General features: G+C 72.3%; 15 protein-coding genes. 4 read left to right on the plus strand and 11 right to left on the minus strand.

What is annotated here, in order from left to right:
- Positions 1–10: 10 nt before the first annotated feature.
- A complete protein-coding gene (locus OG310_RS34645; protein ID WP_329459809.1) occupies positions 11–4,189 on the minus strand; it encodes a hypothetical protein in 4,179 nt (1,392 codons plus the stop codon).
- Positions 4,190–4,372: 183 nt separating this feature from the next.
- On the opposite strand from OG310_RS34645, the gene OG310_RS34650 reads away from it, so the two are divergent.
- A complete protein-coding gene (locus OG310_RS34650; protein ID WP_329459810.1) occupies positions 4,373–5,422 on the plus strand; it encodes a helix-turn-helix domain-containing protein in 1,050 nt (349 codons plus the stop codon).
- 350 nt (positions 5,423–5,772) lie between these two features.
- The gene (locus OG310_RS34655; protein ID WP_329459811.1) at positions 5,773–6,243 is read left to right on the plus strand and encodes a hypothetical protein; all 471 of its coding nucleotides are present in this window, start codon (positions 5,773–5,775) and stop codon (positions 6,241–6,243) included.
- 228 nt (positions 6,244–6,471) lie between these two features.
- Here the strand turns inward: OG310_RS34655 and OG310_RS34660 are convergent, their stop codons facing one another.
- The 10 genes from OG310_RS34660 to OG310_RS34705 form a co-directional block, all read right to left on the minus strand.
- Entirely contained in the window at positions 6,472–7,836 is a 1,365-nt protein-coding gene (locus OG310_RS34660; RefSeq protein WP_329459812.1) for a phosphomannomutase/phosphoglucomutase, read from the minus strand.
- On the minus strand, positions 7,823–9,454 hold the full coding sequence (locus tag OG310_RS34665; protein WP_329459813.1) for a glycoside hydrolase family 13 protein: 1,632 nt from the start codon (positions 9,452–9,454) through the stop codon (positions 7,823–7,825). Before OG310_RS34665 ends, OG310_RS34660 begins: the two co-directional genes overlap by 14 nt.
- Positions 9,451–10,656 carry a Gfo/Idh/MocA family protein gene (locus OG310_RS34670; protein ID WP_329459814.1) on the minus strand — a complete coding sequence of 402 codons (1,206 nt, stop codon included), beginning with the start codon at positions 10,654–10,656 and terminating at the stop codon, positions 9,451–9,453. Before OG310_RS34670 ends, OG310_RS34665 begins: the two co-directional genes overlap by 4 nt.
- Positions 10,653–11,732, minus strand: a complete 1,080-nt coding sequence (locus tag OG310_RS34675; RefSeq protein WP_329459815.1) for a glycoside hydrolase family 130 protein — start codon at positions 11,730–11,732, stop codon at positions 10,653–10,655. The genes OG310_RS34670 and OG310_RS34675 overlap by 4 nt, the downstream gene beginning before the upstream one ends.
- Before the next feature lie 8 nt (positions 11,733–11,740).
- The gene (locus OG310_RS34680; RefSeq protein ID WP_329459816.1) at positions 11,741–12,631 is read right to left on the minus strand and encodes a carbohydrate ABC transporter permease; all 891 of its coding nucleotides are present in this window, start codon (positions 12,629–12,631) and stop codon (positions 11,741–11,743) included.
- Positions 12,632–12,635: 4 nt separating this feature from the next.
- Positions 12,636–13,565, minus strand: coding sequence for a carbohydrate ABC transporter permease (locus OG310_RS34685; protein WP_329459817.1), 930 nt, complete (start codon positions 13,563–13,565; stop codon positions 12,636–12,638).
- A 7-nt stretch (positions 13,566–13,572) separates the two neighbouring features.
- Positions 13,573–14,859 (minus strand): extracellular solute-binding protein, encoded by a 1,287-nt coding sequence (locus tag OG310_RS34690; RefSeq protein ID WP_329459818.1) that lies wholly within the window; start codon positions 14,857–14,859, stop codon positions 13,573–13,575.
- A gap of 66 nt (positions 14,860–14,925) precedes the next feature.
- A complete protein-coding gene (locus OG310_RS34695; RefSeq protein ID WP_329459819.1) occupies positions 14,926–15,927 on the minus strand; it encodes a LacI family DNA-binding transcriptional regulator in 1,002 nt (333 codons plus the stop codon).
- A 1,028-nt stretch (positions 15,928–16,955) separates the two neighbouring features.
- Entirely contained in the window at positions 16,956–17,147 is a 192-nt protein-coding gene (locus OG310_RS34700; RefSeq protein ID WP_329459820.1) for a ferredoxin, read from the minus strand.
- A 20-nt stretch (positions 17,148–17,167) separates the two neighbouring features.
- Positions 17,168–18,385 carry a cytochrome P450 gene (locus tag OG310_RS34705; RefSeq protein ID WP_329459821.1) on the minus strand — a complete coding sequence of 406 codons (1,218 nt, stop codon included), beginning with the start codon at positions 18,383–18,385 and terminating at the stop codon, positions 17,168–17,170.
- Between the two features lie 108 nt (positions 18,386–18,493).
- Here OG310_RS34705 and OG310_RS34710 point away from each other — a divergent pair, with 108 nt between their 5' ends.
- Positions 18,494–19,135 (plus strand): TetR/AcrR family transcriptional regulator, encoded by a 642-nt coding sequence (locus OG310_RS34710; protein WP_329459822.1) that lies wholly within the window; start codon positions 18,494–18,496, stop codon positions 19,133–19,135.
- 400 nt (positions 19,136–19,535) lie between these two features.
- The gene (locus tag OG310_RS34715; protein WP_329459823.1) at positions 19,536–19,760 is read left to right on the plus strand and encodes a hypothetical protein; all 225 of its coding nucleotides are present in this window, start codon (positions 19,536–19,538) and stop codon (positions 19,758–19,760) included.
- Positions 19,761–19,884: the final 124 nt, after the last annotated feature.

A 19,884-nucleotide genomic window follows, 5' to 3' on the forward strand; every position in this document is an offset into this window, starting at 1 on the left:
AGGCCGGTCGTCAGTAGCTGAACTGCTGGACCTGGTCACCGTACGGGCTGAAGGTCCATCCGGTACGGGTCGTCGGGTCGAGCTGGAGCGCGTCGGCTCCGCCGTGCCCGCCGACCGTGAACCCGGGCAGCGTCTTCAGGACCGTGCCCGACGTCAGGTCGACGACGAGCAGTTGACCGGTGGAGTTGTTGTCCGGTACCCACATGCCCGCACCGAAGTACGCGGTGCCCGCGGGCGTCCCGTAGGAGACGACGGCGATCTTGTGTGTGCCGTCCACCGCCATGGCAGCCGGTGCGCTCAGCCGCAGCGGCACCGGGTCGCCCACGGAATCGCCGGTGCTCTCCTTGATCCCGGACAGCGTGGACGTGGGCACGATGTTCACGCTGGGAACCGTGGCCGACGCGTTGTACAGGGTTCCGGCGTTGTCCGAGGCGATGCCGTGGCTGCAGCCGGATGTCGTACCGCCGCTCGTCAGCTGCCGGCTGACGAGGTCCACCCGGGCCACGGTGGTGCTGCCCAGGCAGTTCGCCTGCCCGGCGGCCTTCGCCAGGAACACCGTCCCCGACGAGGAGTCGAAGGTCAGCAGGGTGTACGCGCCGGCGGGCACGCCCGTCGGATCGGCGGGTACGGGCGCTGCGACCGCGCCGGAGGCCAGGTCGACCGGCACCACCAGATCGGCCTTGTCCGGACCGTGCAGCAACAGGGCGCCGCGACTGTGTACGGCGTCCACCCGGCCCGTGACGAAGGTTCCTTCCGAAGCCGGCAGGGCAGCCGCGCCGACCAGAGTGCCGGCCGTGGTGTTCCACGTCTCCACGATCGGGTCGGTGCCGGCGGACGAGCGGTGCAGCAGCAGGACGCGCCCGGGTGCGGTACCCAGCACCTCGTAGTCCGAACCCGGGCCGTCCGAGGCGATGAGCGCGCCGTACCGTCCGGTCCGCGTCGAGTAGTGCCGGATCTCGGTCCCGCCGACCGCGGTGTCGAGCGCCGCGACGGAGTGGTCGCCGTCCGCCGCGAACCCGGACACCAGCGAGCCGTCCGGGGCGAGGCCGTCGTCGAAGGCCAGCGAGGACAGTGCGGACGCCTGCCCCACGACGTGTCCTGCGCGGTCGAGTGCGAGGATCCGCACCCCGTAACTGTCCGAGCCGGTCAGACCCAGCGCGGCCGCGTCCAGCCGGACCGTCCCGGCCGTCGCGGGCAGCGCGCGGTGCGCGGTCGACGGGGCGTCCACGCCGTCGTCGTCCACTGCCGTGCCGTTGGCGTTGCTGAAGGTGTTCAGTGCGCCGTACTTCGTCGGACCGGGAGCGGAGAACTCCACCTCGGCGCTGTGCGCTCCCGCCACCGGCCGTACGTCGTAGCGCAGCGAGAACGTCGAAGCGGCCCGCGTGACCTCGGCGGTGTGACCCGCGACGCGGTCCGCACCGGTGAGCACCGGCGCGGCCGGACGCTGCTCGGCGGTTGCCCCGGCGACCCGCACCGGAGCGAACTCGCCGTACACGACGCGCTGCGGGTTGCCGCCGAATCCGGACTGCGCGATGCCGATCCCGTAGAGCCCGCCGCCGTCGTCGAAGGCGGACGCGGGGATGGTGACGGTGCCGCGCGTGGCCGTCAGTTCCTGGTGCCAGGCGGCGGTGAACAGCGGCGCGAGCTGGGGGTTCCAGTGACCGACGGTGGACACCACGAGCTGCGGACTCGACGTCGAGGCCACACCCGTCAGGTCGTACGACACCTTCACGGAGCGCCCGGCCGTGGCGACGGCGGGCACCTGGGGCGCGGGGGCCTCGGCGAAGCTCCCGTCGCTCGGGCCCACGGTGAGGGTGCGCCGGGCGGTCGCGACGGCCTTGCCGCCGAGACGCGCCGTGTACTCCACGGTGACCCGGCGGTCGGCCGTGGAGACGACCGGGAGTCCCGCCGCGGTGAGCAGTCGGGTCGGCGTCACGCGGACGGCGGGGGTGGTGGAATGGAAGACGGTTCGGCCCACCGTGAGGGTGGATGAGGCCGCCGCGCCGCCCAGCCCCGTCAGGTCGCCGGCGAAGGTCACAGGGCCGACGAGGCCCTCGCCGTCGCCGCCGGAGGCCATGTCACCCAGGTCGATACGACTCTGGTCGGTGGTCTCCAGGAAGGTGCCGCCCAGGCTGCCCGCGGTCACCCGGTGCGCGACGGACAGGCGGACCAGGCCGGGCCGCGGGTGCGCCGCGCCGCCGAGCGCGTTCTCCGCGGCCGCCGTCACGTCGATCTGGGGACCGACGTGCAGCGCGCGGTCGATCCCCGGCGGTGTCGGCACCGCGCGGCCGGTGCGCTCCAGGACGTCGCGTACCTGCTGCGGGCTCAGGTGCCGCCCGCCGAGCCTGCCGGACTGGAGGACCACCGCGGCCGCCGCCGCGATCTCCGGGGCGGACGCCGAAGTGCCGCCGTTCAGGGAGACGCTGACGTCCTGCGCGGAACCGCCCCCGGTGTGGGAGAAGGCGAGGACGTTGTCGCTGGGGGCCGAGAGGTCCACCCGGCTGCCGAAGCCGGAGGCGAAGGTCCCGAAGCCGCTGATGCGGGTCTCCGCCGTGGTGGCCGGTCCGCTCGTGCCCTGCGCGAGGGTGTCGTCCAGCGTGGTGCCGCCGGCCGCGATCGCGCCGGTGTCCGGCACCCTGGTCGGCGTCGTGGACAGCGCGTCGTCGTCGATGGTCGTCGCCGGGGCGCTGCCGGTCGCCGTGTCGGTCGGTGTGGCGCCGCCGTCGGGGCCGACGGCCGCCGGGGTGTACAGGCGGGTGCCGTCGTTGGAGGAGATGGACACCACGATGCCGTCGTGCCGCACGATGGACGCCACGACCGAGCGGATCACCGGGTCGTCCTCCAGGTAGCGGCCGGGCAGCCCCTGCACGTCCGTGCCGAAGCCGAGGCTTGCGGTGATGACGTCCGGCTTGGGGCTCTGCTGGGCGGCCGCCAGCAGCGCGCCCGCTATCTGGTCGGTGGTGGGCTGCTCGGGCACGACGAGGCGGTAGTCGGCGCCCGGCGCGATGCCGAGGAGGTCCGTGTAACCGCTGCCGGTGGCTCCGGGCCGCTGATCGCCGTGAGGGAGTGGCGACATCACGCTGAAGTCCAGCATGACCTCATCCAGCGTCGGGTCCTGGTCCTCGGTCGACGCCGCCGCGTCGAGTCCGCCCGCCTCCTTGGCGACATAGGTCGGGATCAGGGGCATCGACGGCAGATCCAGGTACCGACGGCCGTCCTTGACCACCGTGGTCGGGCCGTTGCCGCGTACGTACGCGTCACCCGCGTCGGCCATCGACTGGTCGGTGAGGTCGCCGACCGAGACGTTGGTGATGGTCTCGCCCGCGCCGGGGCGCTGCCCGAACCGGTCACCGAGCATCGCGTAGGCGCCGACCGCGTCGACGCCGCCGGAGTTGAGGAGCGCCTGGGAGGAGTCGGCCAGGGAGGCGTTGCCGGGCACCGACGAGGCGCCGGACTGCCCGGCCGGCGCCGTGTCCGCGCCGGAGCCGGACGCTGCGGCGCCCTGGGAACCCGGCGCCGTGGCGCCCGCCCGGGACGTGGGCTTCGGTGCCCCGGCGGGCAGCGGCTGCGCCCCGCTGTTCATGGTCGTCACATACCGGTCGGGCTCGACCGCGACCGCGCCCGGGCTGCCGCTCAGGGCCTTGGCCACGGCGGTGGAGTCCTGCTGCGACGTCTGCAGCACGTAGGTGTGGGCGAGGTCCGACGCGCCGGCACCGAGTTGGGACGTGGCCGCGCCGGTCAGCGCCTCGGCCGTGGCCGTCGTGACCGCGGGCAGCATCGGGCGCAGCGACTGCGCGCCGACCGACCGCAGACGGGTGTTGAGCGCCGTGTCACTGGTGGTGGGCCGGCGCGCGGCGATCCGGGCACCCGGCACCGCGGATCCGGTCACCGACGTGGAGGCGTCGAGGGTGATCAGCACCCGCCCCGGTACGACGCCCTGATGCCGCGGCGCCACGGGCGCCGCCGGCCCGGCGCCCGTGCCGAGCGCGGAGCGCGCGGGGGCGGGCAGGGGAGAGGCGGTGGCCGTCGCGGTCGTGGCCGCGTCCCGCGCGGATGAAGCGGTGGCCTGCGGCGTGGCCGCTGACACCGTTGTCGGAGCGGCCACAGCGGTGGCGAAGGCCGCGGCGATCGCCACCACGGCGGCGCGGGCACGGCCGGGCGGGCCGCCCGGCAGAGAGGACCGGTGCATGAAACACCTTCCGACAGAGGGGGAATACAGACGCACAGGGCAGGCGTGGTCCCGGGCCGCTCGGGCACGGAACCACACCCTGTGCGCTGGAAGATGCCAAGCAGGGGCGATCATGTGCAAGACCTTCACGCTGGCCTGGTTGTGCCAGGTGGCGACCTTCCGCCACGAGGAAGCGATACGACGATGGAACTTGACGTCCTGGGACTTGGCGACGAAACAGAACGCGTCTACACCGCGCTGATCGACCGTCCGCGCTGCACCGCGTCGGAACTCGCGGGCGCCGGCGGTGCCACCGTGGCGGCCACCTCCCGCGTGCTGACGGGCTTGGTGGCCAAGGGTCTCGCCTCGCGGACCAGCAGCAGACCGCCGCGGTTCAGTGCCATTCCGCCGGACGTCGCGGTGACCGCGCTGATCCAGGATCGACAGCGCCAACTCGACGCGGCGCGTTCACTGGTGGAGCGCCTCACCCACGCGCACCGCGAGGCGAACCGCATCAACGACCCGGACATCGCCGTGGAGTTGCTGACGCACCGCGAGGACATCAGCGAGGCCGCGTACCGGCTGACCAACGGAGCCCGGCGGCAGGTGCGCGCCTTCGACCGGCCACCCTACGTCGACCGGCCCGGCAGCAACTTCCAGCACCAGGTGCGGCGCCAACGGACCGGCGTGGCCCACCGGGTGATCTACTCCCACGACGCGGTGTCCTGGCCGGGTCGGCTGCTCGACGACATCCTGCCGAGCGTACGGGCGGGTGAACAGGCCAGAGTGAAGGGGGACCTGCCGCTGAAACTCGTGATACGGGACGACGACGTGGCGCTCATTCCCTTCAGCCTGGCGCCGGGCGGCCACTCCGCGGCCTACCTCGTCCACCCTTCGCCGATGCTGGCCGCGCTCGAAGCGCTCTTCGAGGCGGAATGGGACCGGGCCGTCTCGCTCGACACGACGAGAGCGGAGGCCGGTGGCGAACCGGTGACGAGCGGGGCACGGGAGGCCGCCGCGGACCGGCCCGCCCACGTCGCGCCCGGGGCCCCGGCGGAGACGGGGACGTCCGACGAGGACACACGGGTGCTGCTCACCCTGCTCGCTTCCGGCCTGACGGACGCCGCCATCGCCCGAGCCCAGGGCTGGAGCCCGCGGACCACGCAGCGCCGCATCCAGCGTCTGATGAGCGCGCTCGACGCCAGCACCCGCTTCCAGGCCGGCCTGGCCGCCGCACGCCGCGGCTGGATCTGAGCGGGACGTCGGTACCCGGAGGGCCCTCGCGACGGCCCGGCCCGAGCGCGGGATTCAGCGTCCGCGCCCACCGCGAGGTCCCGCCCACGGGTGCACAGGTGTTCCGGCCGGTGACCGGACGGCTGCGATCACTCCGAGTGGTGTGTCCCCCGGCCCTGGTGTTCACTGGTCTTGCGTGTCGATGTGAGCGATGTGGTCGATGTGCGTACCGGTGGGCGGACGGAGACTCCCGGCTGGAGCCGGCCGGCTCGCGCCTCGGAGGCCCGCCGCACTGACCCAGATCCCCGCATGCGCACGGGCCACGACAGTGCCGCGCGGCCGTGCGGGTCCGGACCAACCGTGGAGAAACCATGACCAGTCGTGCAATGGGGGCCCTGTACGGGGCGGCGGCGGGCGCCGCGGGGACCGTGGCGCTCGACACGGTGACCTACCTGGACATGGTTCTCCGTGCCCGTCCCGCGAGCCACACCCCTGAGACCACGGTGGAACGACTGGCCGAGGCGGCCCATACGCATGTCCCGGGCGACGGCGACCGGCGGGAGAACCGGACCGTGGCACTTGGCGCCCTGACCGGCATCGTTGCCGGTGTCGGCATGGGCGCCCTGCTCGGTCTGGCACGAGCGGCCGGCTGGCGTCCGCCCACCGTGATCGCCGCTGCCGTGGCGGCGGTGGGCGCCCTGGCCGGCACGAACGGGCCCATGATTGCGCTGAAGGTGACGGACCCGCGGACCTGGTCGACCACGGACTGGGTCTCCGACCTGGTGCCGCACCTCGCCTACGCGGTCGTGACCAGGGCGGCGCTGGAGCGGCTCGACCCCTGAGGACCTTGAGGACCTTGAGGACCTTGAGCCCTTGAGACCCTTGAGCCCTTGGGGCGGCGCGTGAGGTCGCCCCGGCCCGTACTCCCGTGCTGACGGCGCGATCCGGGAAGAACCTACGGCAGCGCGGCGGCCCGGGGTGTCAGGTTCCCCGGACCGCCACGCTCGGCGCCGTGTTCTCGCCGGTCCCTTCGCGGCGCGGACCGGACTCCTCCCGCGTCGCACGTTCACTCAGACCCGGATCCGGCCCAGCACCTCGTCGCGGATCCGCTCCATCGTCGCCTGGTCGCGTGCTTCCACGTTCAGGCGCAGCAGCGGTTCCGTGTTGGACGGGCGGAGGTTGAACCACCAGTCCTTCGCCGTGACCGTGAGGCCGTCGAGGCCGTCCATCTCGATCCCCGGTGTGTTCCCGTACGCCGCCCGGATCCCGGCCAGCCGGCCGGCTTGGTCGTCGACCGTTGAGTTGATCTCCCCCGACGCGCTGTACCGGTTGTACTCCCCGACCAGCCGCGACAGGGGCGCCTGCCCGGCGCTGAGGGTCGCCAGGACATGGAGCGCGGCCAGCATGCCCGTGTCCGCGTTCCAGAAGTCACGGAAGTAGTAGTGCGCCGAGTGCTCCCCGCCGAAGATCGCGCCCGTCTCCGCCATCCGCTGCTTGATGAACGAGTGACCGACCCGCGTGCGCACGGGAGTTCCCCCGTGCTCGCGGATCGTCTCCGGGACCGACCACGACGTGATCAGGTTGTGGATGACCGTGCCGTGGCCGCCGTTGCGGTCCAGCTCCCGTGACGCGATCAGCGCGGTGACGGCCGAGGGGGAGACCGGGTCGCCCTTCTCGTCGACCACGAAGCAGCGGTCGGCGTCTCCGTCGAAGGCCAGTCCCAGGTCCGCGTGTTCGGCCACGACGCGTCGTCGCAGGTCGACGATGTTCTTCGGATCGAGGGGGTTGGCCTCGTGGTGCGGGAAGGTGCCGTCCAGTTCGAAGTACAGCGGGACCACATCGAGCGGCAGGGCGCCGAGGACGGCCGGTGCGGTGTGGCCTCCCATGCCGTTGCCCGCGTCCACGACGACCTTCAGCGGACGGACGACCGGGCCCGCGAGGGAACGCAGGTACTCCGCGTAGCCGGGCAGCAGGTCGACCTCGGCCACTGTCCCGGGAGCAGGGACGGGGGCCGGAGTGCCCGACTCGGCCCATCCGCTGACCAGTTCGGCGATCTCCTGCAGCCCGGTCTCCATCCCCACCGGGGAGGCGCCGGCGCGGCACATCTTGATGCCGTTGTAGCGCGCCGGGTTGTGCGAGGCGGTGAACATCGCTCCCGGCAGGCCGAGGGTGCCCGACGCGTAGTACAGCTCGTCGGTGGAGCACAGGCCGATCAGGGTGACGTCCGCCCCGCGCGCGGTGGCTCCCCGGGCGAACGCGGCGGCGAGGCCGGGTGACGAGGGACGCATGTCGTGTCCCGCGACGATGGCGGTCGCCTCAGTGACCGTCACGAAGGCCGCGCCGAACAGTTCCGCCTCGCGCTCGCCCCACTGGCCGGGGACGACGCCCCTGACGTCGTACGCCTTCACGATCTGCGACAGCTCAGCGTTGGGCACGGCCGTCTCCTTCCTCGTCGGTGAACAGCCAGAGCGCCGTGTCCGGCGCGAGTACGCCGTCGGCCGACGGCACGGGGCCGCCGTCCGCGAGGGCGCTCGTCAGTATGGGACGTCCGCGCAGCCCGGTCTCCGCGAGCGGCAGGGCTCGCGCGCCGAGGTTCACCACGCACGCCAGGCCGTCGCGCTCGAAGGCCAGATACGGGGCGTCGGCCGGCGAGTGCCAGCGCAGCGAACCGTGTGCGGGCGCCGGGCGGGCACGCCGCAGCTGCAGCGCCGCGCGGTACAGCGCGAGCGTGGAGCCGGGGTCGTCCTCCTGTGCCTCGGCGCTCAGCCCGGTCCAGTCGCCCGGCTGGGGCAGCCAGGTGTCCTCGGGAGCCGCGGTGGAGAAGCCGTACGGGGGCCGGGACCCGGACCAGGGGAGTGGTACGCGGGCCCCGTCGCGCCCCCGGTCGCGATGGCCCGAGCGCGGCCAGAGCGGATCGCGGATGCGGTCGTCCGGTATCCGCGCCTGGGGCAGTCCGAGTTCCTCACCCTGGTAGAGGTAGGCGGCACCGGGCAGCGCGAGCATCACCAGCGCCGCGGACCGTGCGCGCAGGAGCGAGCCGTAGCGGGTGGCGGGGCGTACCGCGTCGTGGCTGGACAGGACCCAGGTGACGGGCGCGCCGACGGGCCGGGTCGCGGCGAGCGAGTCGTCGACGACGCGACGCAGCGCCCGCGCGTCCCACGGCGCCTCCAGGAAGGCGAAGTTGAAGGCCTGCTGCATCTCGTCCGGCCGGATGTAGCGGGCCAGGCGCGCCGGTTCGAACACCGCGGACTCGGCGACCAGGACCCGGTCCTCGGGCGCCACCGCGCCGGGGACGGCCGGGTGCTGGTCCAGGAGGGTGCGCCAGCTCCGGTAGAGCGGGTGCAGTTCCTCCTGGTCGTAGTACGGCATCAGGTGGTTGCGCGCGGGATCCCGGTGCTGTCCGGGGCCCGCGTCGGGCATCCCCTTGGCCTTGTACAGGGCATGCGCGACGTCGACCCTGAACCCGTCGACCCCGTGGTCGAGCCAGAATCGCAGCGTACGCTCGAAATCGGAACGGACTTCGGCGTCACGCCAGTTGAGGTCGGGCTGCTCCGGCGCGTGCAGGTGGAGGTACCACTCGCCGTCGGGCACCCGGGTCCAGGCGGGTCCGCCGAACGCCGACTGCCAGTCGTTGGGCGGCTGTTCGCCGCCTTCACCGCGGCCTGCCCTGAAGAGGTAGCGGTCGCGGGCCCGGCTCGCGCCCGGCCCCGCCGCGAGCGCCGCGCGGAACCACGGATGCGCGTCCGAGGTGTGGTTGGGCACCAGATCGACGATGACCTTGAGGCCCAGCGTGTGGGCCTGTCCGGTGAGCGCGTCGAAGTCGTCCAGGGTGCCCAGGTCGGCGGCGACGCCCGTGTGGTCCGCGATGTCGTAGCCGCCGTCGGCGAGCGGTGACGGGTAGAAGGGCGTGATCCAGACCGCGTCCGCGCCGAGCCGCTGTACGTACGGCAGGCGCCGGGCCAAGCCCTTCAGGTCGCCGGTGCCGTCCCCGTTCGAGTCGGCGAAGGACCGCGGGTAGACCTCGTAACAGACGGCGTCGCGCCACCAGCTCACGCTGTACCTCCCCCGGAAAGGGCGACCTGCCGCTCGGCGCCCGTCCGTGCGGCGTGGGCGGCGGCCTCGGCGATCGCGACGGCGGTGTGGCCCGCGTACGCGTCGGCGAGCGGCGTGCCGCCGTCGGCGGCGCAGCGCAGCAGGTCGCCGAAGGCGGCACGTACGCTCTGCGTGTAGACGCGGGCCTTGGCCGCCTCACCGCCGAGATCCACGACCGCCTCGACGCGATGCGGCACCGTACGCGATACGCCGCGGCCGGTCGCGGGTGCGGCCCCGCCCGCCTCGCGCTCCACGCGGACGGTGACGCGCTCGTCGCCGCTCGGCAGGAAGCCGGGGACGTCGAGGAGTTCGGCCGTACGGGACGGCAGCCGCTGCCACCGGGCCGCGCCTTCGTCGTCGGTCCACGCGGTGATCGTCGCGTGGGTGGGGATCCAGCCGGTGATCAGCGACTGCGCGAAGCCGTGGTCGAGCCGCATCAGCTGCCTCTCCGCGCGGTGGGCGTGGGTGAAGGAGTGCAGGTGCGTGGCCAGGGCCCCGCTCTCGTGGACGACGTCCGCGACGACCATGTCGACCGGGCCGTCGGGCCGGCGTACGGCCGTGGCCCGCACGGATCGCGGGTCGCTGCCCAGCAGGGCACGGGCCGCGTCGAAGAAGTGCACACCGTGTTCGACGAAGATGCCGCCACTGCGGGCGGGGTCCCAGAACCAGTGGTCGCGGTCCAGGTCCTCGTCGGCGGCGTCGTTCTCGAACAGGAAGCGCCGGGGCCGGTCCAGCAGCCCCTCGGCCATCAGCCGTTCGACCGCGCGCAGCAGCGGGTTGTAGCGCAGGACGTGGTCGACGGTCAGCACCGTGCCGGATCGCGCCGCCTCGGCGCTCACCCGCGCCGCGTCGGCCTCGGTGAGGGCGAGCGGCTTCTCGCAGAAGACGTGGCGGCCGGCGCGCAGGGCCCGGACGGTGAGGTCCGCGTGGGTGTGGGGCGGGGTGGCGAGGGCGACGACGTCCACGTCGTCGCGGGCGAGCAGCGCGTCGAGCCCGTCGCACACCGAGGCGCCGTGGCGGGCACCGAGCGGCTCGGCACGGCGCCGGTCCGGGTCGGCGACGCCGGTGATCCGCAGGCCGGGCAGGCCGGCCACGGCGTCGAGGACGTACGCCCCGAACGCGCCGCAGCCGACCAGCCCGACTCCGAAGTGGCCGGAGCTCACGCGGTGCGCTCCAGTACCGCGACGCCGATGTGCGCGTCGGCCATGCCGTAGAAGACGTACCGGGTGCCGTCGACCTCTTCGATCGCGGTGGGGAACACGACGTTCGGCACGGTGCCGGAACGTTCCTGCTCCGTCTCGGGTGCCATCAGCGGCTCGGCGGAGCGAGCCAGGACGCGCGAGGGATCGGCCGGGTCCAGGATCATCGCACCGGCCGCGTAGGAGACCCGCTGGTTCGGGACGAACGGGTCGTCCCCCATGACGCCGGAGACACCGTGGTGAATCAGCAGCCAGCCCTCGTCCACCCGGACCGGGGCCGGACCCGCGCCGATCTTCAGCGCCTCCCACGGGTACGCGGACAGCGCCACGAGCCGGTGGTCGCGCGGCCGGGCCAGGGCCCGGATGTCCCGCTCCACCTCGGCGACGGGCACGTACGAGATCCAGATGCCGGGGCGCTCGTCCGTGACACCCGCCGGCAGGTGGACGCCCTCACCGGGCCGGAACCAGCCGAGGTCCCACATGGGGCGGTGCAGCATCGCGTACGAGGGCTCCCCGTCGGGGCCGGGGACCGGCTCGGGGAAGTGGACGACGTCCTTGTTGGGGAAGAGGTTGAGGTCCGTGTCCAGGTCGGGCTGGTAGGCGAACTGCACCGGGCCCAGGCGCGTCCAGTCGGTCAGGTTCTCCGACACCGCGAGGGCCGGCTTCGGGCCGAGCGGACCGTAGGCGACGTACGACATCACGTGCAGGCCGAGGCTCGGGACCCAGGTGGTCCTGGGGTCCTCGACACCCGCGTTGTTCTTGCCGCGTTCCCAGCCGGCGTCGGGTTCGAGGACCGTGCCGCGGCGCTGGACACCGGACGGCACGCCGTCGGTGAAGGTGACCTCCGCGAGGCCGACGCGGGAGACGTTGCCCTGCGAGACCAGGCGGGGCAGCAGGTGCAGCGTGCCGTCCGGCGTACGCCCGGACGCGGGGTTCAGGACGCCTTCCGTCTCGTTGGCCTCGCCGGGCAGCGGTGACATCACCACGCCCTTGCGGACCAGCCGGAACGGGATGTGGTGGTGGGGGTCGGTATTGCTCATGGCGCGGGTCAGCCCTTTATTCCGGAATCGATGTTCGTGTGGGTGAAGTGGCGCTGAAAGATGAGGAAGAGCACCACAGCGGGAGCGGCCAGCACGCACGCTCCGGCCATCAGCGCGCCGGTCGGGTTCGACACGGTGCCCTGGAGATTGCTGAGGAAGCCGGCGAGTGAGACGGCCAGCGGCTGCATGTCGGCGTTCTTCGTGACGAGGAAGGGCCAGAGGAACTCGTTCCAGGGGCCGATGAACGTCAGCAGGGCGCCCGTGAGCAGCGCGGGGCGGGCCATCGGGATCGCTATCTTCCACAGGATGCGCAGCTCGCTGGCGCCGTCGATCCGCGCGGCCTCGAACAGGGAGGCCGGCATCTGCAGGAAGAACTGCCGGAAGAGGAAGACGGCGGTCGAGTTGATCGCGAAGGGGAGGATCATGCCCGCGTAGTTGTCGCCGAGTCCGTAGTCCCGCACGACCAGCACGTACAGCGGCAGCGTCAGCAGCTGGAACGGGATGGTCTGGACGAGCAGCAGGACGGAGAAAGCGCCGCTCCTGCCGCGGAACTCCAGGCGGGCGAGGGCGTATCCGGCGAGCACGCCGAGGACCAGGGTGCACAGCAGCACACCGACGGTCATGATCCCGGAGTTGACCAGGGACCTGCCGAGCGAGAGGGCGCCGTCGATCGCCGAGTAGTTGCCGCCGGTCAGGCCACTGGGCGCGGCCGACGACAGATCGCCTGCCGTGACCTTCCGCAGCGACCCGACCACCATGTAGTAGAAGGGGAAGAGGAACGCGAGGGCGCCGAGGAGCAGGACGCCGAGCTGGACCGCGCGGGTCGCCCGCCGACGCGAGTGCCTGGGGGCGAGGACCGGCTCGGGTCGGGCGGTGGAGGCGGGGGCGTGCGTGCTCATGGCGTCAGTTGCCCCTCTCGGTGAGCTTGCGGGTGATCAGGGATATGGCGAGCACGAGGACCACGAGGACGACGCCGAGCGCGGCCGCGAAGTCGGGGTGGCCCTGCTCGATGCCCTTTTGGTACATGAGCAGGACGGGGGAGGTCGACGAGTTGTCGGGACCGCCGCCGCCGGTGAGCAGGTACGGCTCGCTGAACAGGTTCGCGCCGGTGACGATGGCGTACACCGTCACCAGGGTCGTGGCGGGCCGGACGCCGGGCACGGTGATCGACCAGAACTTCCTGACCGCTCCCGCGCCGTCGACGGAAGCCGCCTCGTACAGGTCGTTGCCGACGTTCTGCAGCGCGGCCAGGTAGAGCATCACGAAGAAGCCGAGCTGCTTCCAGGTCACGAACAGGGCGATCATCGGCATCGCGAGGTGCGTGTTGACCAGCCACGACGGGTCCGGAGCCAGACCGCCGAGGGCGTGGTTGACCAGGCCGTCCGAGCCGAAGAGGAACTGCCAGACGGCGACGAGCGCCACGCTGGCGGTGATGTACGGCAGGTAGTACGCCGCACGGAAGAACGACCGGAACGGCATCTTCGCGTTGAGGGCAGTGGCGAGCACGAGGGCCAGCACCACCGTCAGCGGCACGTTGATGACCAGGAAGATCCCGATGTTGAGGAAGGACTTCCCCACCACCGGATCCGTCAGCACGTCACGGTAGTTGGCGAAGCCGACCCACGGACTCGGCGCGTGGGCGCCGGGCGCCGTGAAGTAGAAGCGGTGGAAGGAGATCCAGATCGTGTAGCCGAGGGGTATCGCGAAGACAGCCAGCACGTACAGCAGGTACGGGGTGACGAACAGCGCGCCGATGCCGGAGCGGCGGCGCCGGTGGCGCGAGGCGGTGCCGCGGGCGGTCAGGACCTGCGCGGGACGTTGTGTCAGGGTCATGGTCGCCTCAGTACTCGCCGAGAATCGTGGCTGTCTTCGCGGCGGCATCGCGCAGCGCCGACGAGGGGGACTGCCGGCCGAAGACGACCGAACTGGTCCATGCGTCGCGGAAGGTCTGCCACACGTCGATGGAGCCGGCGACGTTCGGCACCTCCACCTCGCGCTTCGCCTGATCAGCGAACGGCTTGTACGCGGGGTTCTTCGCGAAGAAGCCGGCGTACTCGTGCGCGAGGTCCTCGCGCACGGGCATCTGGCCGGTCGTGGAGAGGAACTTCCCGTCCTCCTGCTCGGAGGTGGCGAACTTCATCACGTCCCAGGCGGTGGCACGGTTCTTGCACGAGGAGAACATGCCGATGGACTTCTGGTCGCTGAAGGTGTGGATCTGCGACGCGGGCCGGCCGTCGGACGTCGGCACCGGTACGACACCCCAGTCGATCTTGTCCTTGTACGCGGCGATGGCCCAGGGGCCGACCGTCGCCATCGCGGCCTTGCCGTCCGCCAGCGCGTCTCCGGGATAAAGCTCTTGGGGAGCGAGCTTCTCCTGGTAGAGCGAGCGCCAGAAATCGGCGACCTTGAGGCCGGCGGGCGAGTCGAACTGCGGCTTGCCGTCGACCACCAGGGACGTGCCGCCGCTCTCGGCGGCGAAGGCAGGGTAGAAGTCGAACCAGGACTGGAAGAACTCGCTGCTCGGCGCGGGCCAGATCGCCGCGTCGGTCGCGCCGCTCTTCACGAGCTTGCGCGAGGTGGCGAGGAACTGGTCGTACGTGGCCAGCCGGGGATGCTCGGGATCGAGTCCCGCCTTCGCGAAGATCTTCTTGTTGTAGAGGATCATCACCGGGTTGCTCTTCCACGGCAGCTGGTAGTACTTGCCGTCTTCGGAGCGGTACTGCCCGGCGAGGGAGCCACTGCGGGACTCGATGTACTTCTTGCCGTCCGGGAAGTCGTTCAGCGGCACGAGGCCGGCCTGCTTCTGGAACTGCGGCACCGAGGCGGGAGAGGTGTTGAAGACCAGGCACGCGCTGGTCCCCGCGATGATCGAGGCGCTGATGGCCTCCTCGGACGTCTTGCCCGCGGGGATGTTCTGCGCCCTGACCCGCTGATCGGGATGCTGCCTGTTCCAGTCGGCGACCATGTTCTGGCCCCACTGGACCTCTTGGGCGTTGTTCGACAGCCATATGGTGATCGGTCCGCGCGACTCGGCCGCGGTGGCCGGGTCCGGAGCAGATCGCGCGCACGCCGCCGCGGTGCCCGCAAGGGCGATCACGGCCAGCGCGGACGCTGTTCTCCTGAGCATGGTTCTCTCCGAAATGTGCACGCCCGGCCTCGTTGCCGGACGGAGTCCCCCGGGTCGGTCGTCGGCTCAGGGCGTGGGGCCGGCCGGAGCCGGGCCTATCGACGCCCGGGGAAGGAAAGCGGCCGGGGGCAGGACGACATCGGGTGCGCTGCCGTCCGCGATCACGGTGTGCAGAGCACGGGCCGCGGCCTCGCCCCACCCCCTTGCGTCCGCCCGGGCCGAAGCCAGCGGCGGATGGGTGTACTGGGCGAGTGGAGTGTCGTCGTAGCCGACGACGGACAGCCGCCCGGGCACGGGCACACCCAGCTCGTGTGCGACGGCGAGTCCGGCGGTGGCCGCCAGGTCGTTGCCGTACACGATCGCGGTGGGAGGTTCGCCGAGCGCCAGCAGCTCCCGCGTGGCGTGCGCCCCGCCTTCGGCGGTGAAGCCGCCGGGGCGCAGCGGACCCCGCGGCAGGCCCAGTTCCGTCATGGTGTGCTCCCAGGCCAGCCGGCGCCGACCCGCGTGCCGGAACTCCCGCGGGCCTTCGACGTGGGCTATCCGGCGGTGGCCCGCCGCCGCGAGCGCCCGGACCGCGGCGACGTAAGCGGGCTCGTCGTCGAGTTCGACCGCGCAGTGCCCCTCGGCCCACTCGGCCCGTCCGACGACGACGGTCGGCAGGCCGAGCGACGTCGTGAGTGCGGGACGGGGGTCGTCGACCCGGAGGTCGGTGAGCAGGACACCGTCGACCCTGCGGTCCGCGGCGAGTCGCTCGTACACGGCCCTCTCCCGGTCGGGGGAGGCGATGTGGAGGACCAGGCCGTCACCCACCTCGGACAGAACGGCCTCGATGCCCGCCGTGAAGGCCGGGTAGAACGGGTCCGCCCCGATGAGGTCGGGCTCCCGGGTCAGGACCAGGCCGAGAGCGCCCGCCTTGCCGAGCGAGAGAGCCCGCGCGGGACGGCTGGGCTGCCAGCCCAGTTCCTCGGCGGCGGCCAGGATGCGGGCCTTGGTCCCGGCGGCGAGCCCGGGACGGTTGTTGAGAGCAAAGGAAACGGAGCTGCGGGAGACCCCCGCTCGTTGCGCCACGTCGGCAATCGTCGGTCGCCGCATCATCAGCCCTCTCACCGTCGAGCGACGCCCCGGCACCGCACTGAACCGGTTTAGGCGCCGGTAGTGCCGTCACTAAATCGGTTTAGATGCAGATCTGGCAAGAAGAGGGGGCGTGTGACCTCGGTCACGTGACATGGAAGGCCCCGAGGAACCCCTTCGCGATGGCGAAGCAACTGGCATGTCCGCGGGCCGTGTTGCGACCCGACCGGGAGGGCGGCAGGAGATCGCTCTCGTGGGTCCCGGGCCCCCGCGCATGCGGAGTCCCGGGGAGAGGGTGGCGCCGGTACGGCGGAGGAGTGTCGGCACCCGCTCCGCCGCAACGGCGACGCTCGGGCACATGCCGCGCGATCCCACAGGGCCCGCGTGCCGCTGAGCGGTCGGGCGCGGGGGCCGAGGACGGTCCGGCGCGTGCGGGGCGGTGGCGTGGTCCACGGCCGCGTCGCACTGCCCCGGCGGGCGGGAGGCACCGGGGGCTTCGCCGGGTCGCGGTGCCGGTTCGCGCGTCCGGACGCGGCTCCACGCCGGCAGGGAACGGGTTCTCGAACGGTTACGGCATCGCGGGGAGCGGGCCGCAGCCCATGCCGCCGTACGACCTGTGGCGGCAGCAGGGAGCCGTTCGGACGGGGTCCACGACGGCCTGAGGGGGGCCGGTCGGCTGGCGTTGACGGTCGTCCGGGGAGGCAGGCGTGTCTCAGTCGCGCCTTCGCCGCCCGCCGTCTGCGACGCCGTCTGGTCTTCATCGCCCGGCCGATCCTCGCGGCCATGCCGGGATCCGGGATACCCGGCTGACGCGGTACGGGCTGTGGCCCATCAGTGAGCGGGGAGCGGGGAGCGGGGAGCGGGGAACGCGATCGGGAACGGAACTCCGGGCCCCCTCGACAACGCTGTGGACACGAAACACACCGCACCGCACCGCACCGCACCGCGCCCGCGCCCGGGGGCCGGCTCGACGGGGGAGAGCGCGGCACCGCGCCCCAACCGTGTGTGCCGGCCCCCGGGAGGGTCTACTCGACGACGCGCACCGCACCCGACGGGCAGAGCATGCCCGCCTCGCGTGCCGCGGTGCGGGTCTCGTCACCGGGCTCCGCGGCCAGGACCGTCACCACGCCGTCGTCGTCCTGGTCGAAGACCTCCGGCGCCGTCAACGCGCACAGGCCTGCCCCTACGCAGACCTCCCGGTCTGCGGTCACCCGCATGGCTGCTCCTTTCGCCGCGGTCACCAGGTGACCGGGAGTTCGTTCACACCCTGGATCGTCGTGCCCGGTCGCAGTGTCAACCGGTCGACCGGTACCGTCAGCCGCAGGTTCGGCAGCCTGTCGAACAACGCCGAGAGGATGACCTCCAGTTCGAGGCGGGCCAGGTTCTGGCCGAGGCACTGGTGCACCCCGTAGCCGAAGGCCAGGTGGTGGCGGGCATCGCGCCGCACGTCGAACGTGTCCGGTTCCGCGAAGACCGAACCGTCGCGGTTGGCGATGGAGTTGGTGACGATGACCCCCTCACCCGCCCGGATGCGCTGCCCGTCGATCTCGATGTCGGCCGTCGCGATACGCCCTCCGGCGATGTCGGCGATCGCCAGGTAGCGCAGCAGTTCCTCCACCGCGCCCGGCACCAGCGAGCGGTCGTCGCGCAACGTGGCGTACTGGTCGGGGTGTTCGAGCAGGGTGATGACGCTCAGCGAGGTCATCGACGCCGTCGTCTCATGGCCGGCGACCAGCAGCAGGATGGCCGTCGAGACGAGTTCCTCGCGGTCGATCGTGCCCTTCTCCAACTGCTCCGTGACGAGGGTGCTCAGCAGGCCCGGCCGGGGCTCGTCCCGCAGGGTGTCGACCAGGCCGCCCAGATAGCTCTCCAGGTCGTCCCGAGCGGCAAGCGCCCCCGCGGCGTCCGGCGACTGGATCAGCCGCTTGCTGGCGTCCTGGAAGAAGTCGTGGTCGGCGTAGGGCACGCCGAGCATCCGGCAGATCACCATGGACGGGACGGGCAGGGCGAACTGGCTGACGAGGTCGGCGGTCGGCCCGGCGGCGATCATCTCGTCCAGGAAGCCGTGCACGATCTGCTCGATCTCGGCCCGCATGCCCTTGATGCGCCGGACGGTGAACTCGCTGATGGTCATGCGCCGCTTCGGGCCGTGTTCGGGTGGGTCCAGGCTGATGAACGCCGGCCGGCGATCCCGGAAACTCTCCACCCGCCCCGAGGTCGCGGGGAAGTCGGCGTGCGTCCGGTCGGAGGACAGCCGGGGATCGGCCAGCAGCTTCCGCGCCGTTTCGTACCCGGTCACCAGCCAGGCCTCACGACCGTCGTACAGGGTGACCCGCTGCAGCGGCCCCTCCCGTTCCCGGAGGTCGTTGTACTGGTCCGGCAGACGGTAGGGGCAGGTGCGGTCGCTGGGGAAGGAGGGGGCGCCTGATCGTGGCGTCGCAACGGTCTCGGTCATCAGTCCCTCGATGTGCTCGACGCTTAAAGAACGGTCAGTTCTCTAATCTGAGGCTAGGGTGATCGGTCCGAGGTCTACAACGGGTGATCCGACAAATGGCCGGGAGTCATGCCTCCAACCACCGGGGACGCGCTGGACCGTTCGGTCGGCGACCATCGAAGAAATCCTCGCCGCCGAGGTGAGGAGTTGGAGCAGGCCATCCTGACGGCGGCTCTCGAAGAGCTCGCCGAGGTCGGTTACGCCGGGCTGACGATGGAACGCGTGGCCGTACGGGCCCGCACCGGCAAGGCCGTCCTGTACCGCCGCTGGCCCGGCCGTGCCGAACTCGTCGTCGACGCCTGCGCAGCCCACCGTCTGACCGATGTCGACCCGCCCGACACCGGCGCCCTGCGCACCGATGTGATCGCCGCGCTACGGCAACTCTCCGCCAAACTGGCGGCCTCGCACGGCGACATCCTCCGCGGCCTGCTCACCGAGGCCATGCACGATCCCGAGTTCGCCCGGCTGGTCCGCGAGCGGGTCCAGACCGCGGGCTCCGGGCCGATCCAGGGGGTCCTGTGGCGTGCCGTGGAGCGCGGTGAGATCGAGTCGTGGGTCCTCGGCTCGCGGCGCGCCGCCGTGGCGGTCGACCTGCTGCGCAACCAGTTCCTGCTGCACGGGGCCCCGATCCCCGAGGATGTCATCACCGAGATCGTCGACGAGGTCTACCTTCCCCTCCTGCTCGCGCCGCCCCTCACGTCCCCCGAGTAACTCTCCTCGGTCCGCCTGACGAACGGGACCGCGAGGGACGGGCAGGGCGGAGGGAAGGGCCCGGCGGACCGGGAGCGCCCCGGCGGCAGGACGACGGGGGTGAGGGCGAGGGCGCTCACGCCGAGCTCCTGAGGAGGCCCGTTCAACCCAGGGGATGGCCGAGGGGCGGCGGCGTGGCCGGGGGCAAGGCACTCACGCAGGCCCGTGCCCGGACGTCGAAGGCGCCCCGTGACGACCACGCGCCGCGCCGGTGCGCGATCACCCCGGGCGCCTCCGCCCTGATGGCCGTGCCCGGCTGTCTCCGGGACGGCGCCCGCGTCCGACCGGCCGCTGACGCCCTCTACGATCATGCTCAGGAGCAGCAGTGCTGACAGACTCGCCGCGACGACGATGAGGCCCCATGTCATACCGTCCCTACCCCGACGCCCCCCGCGCCCTGCGGCAGCTCGACCGGCACGCACAGGGGCCCGTACGCCCCCTACGCCGGCCGTCGGCGCTGGAACGACAGCTCGCCGAGCAGGCTCACACCGCGCTTCGTGCGATGGGGCGCAGTGCCCGCCCCGTCGGGGGGCAGCCGCACGCGAGACCGAAGCTCGATGTCTGGAAGCTGGCCAACGACAGGTAGCCACAGCCCGACGCCCCGTCCTCCGCCCGCCTGACGGGCGCGCGGCGTCGCCGTGGGGGACTCCCCGTTCATGGGCCGTGGTGGCGCCCCGGTCGAGCCACTCACCAACCGCTCCCGCGCCGCC

It is taken from the genome of Streptomyces sp. NBC_01497 (genome assembly GCF_036250695.1).
Lineage (GTDB): Bacteria > Actinomycetota > Actinomycetes > Streptomycetales > Streptomycetaceae > Streptomyces.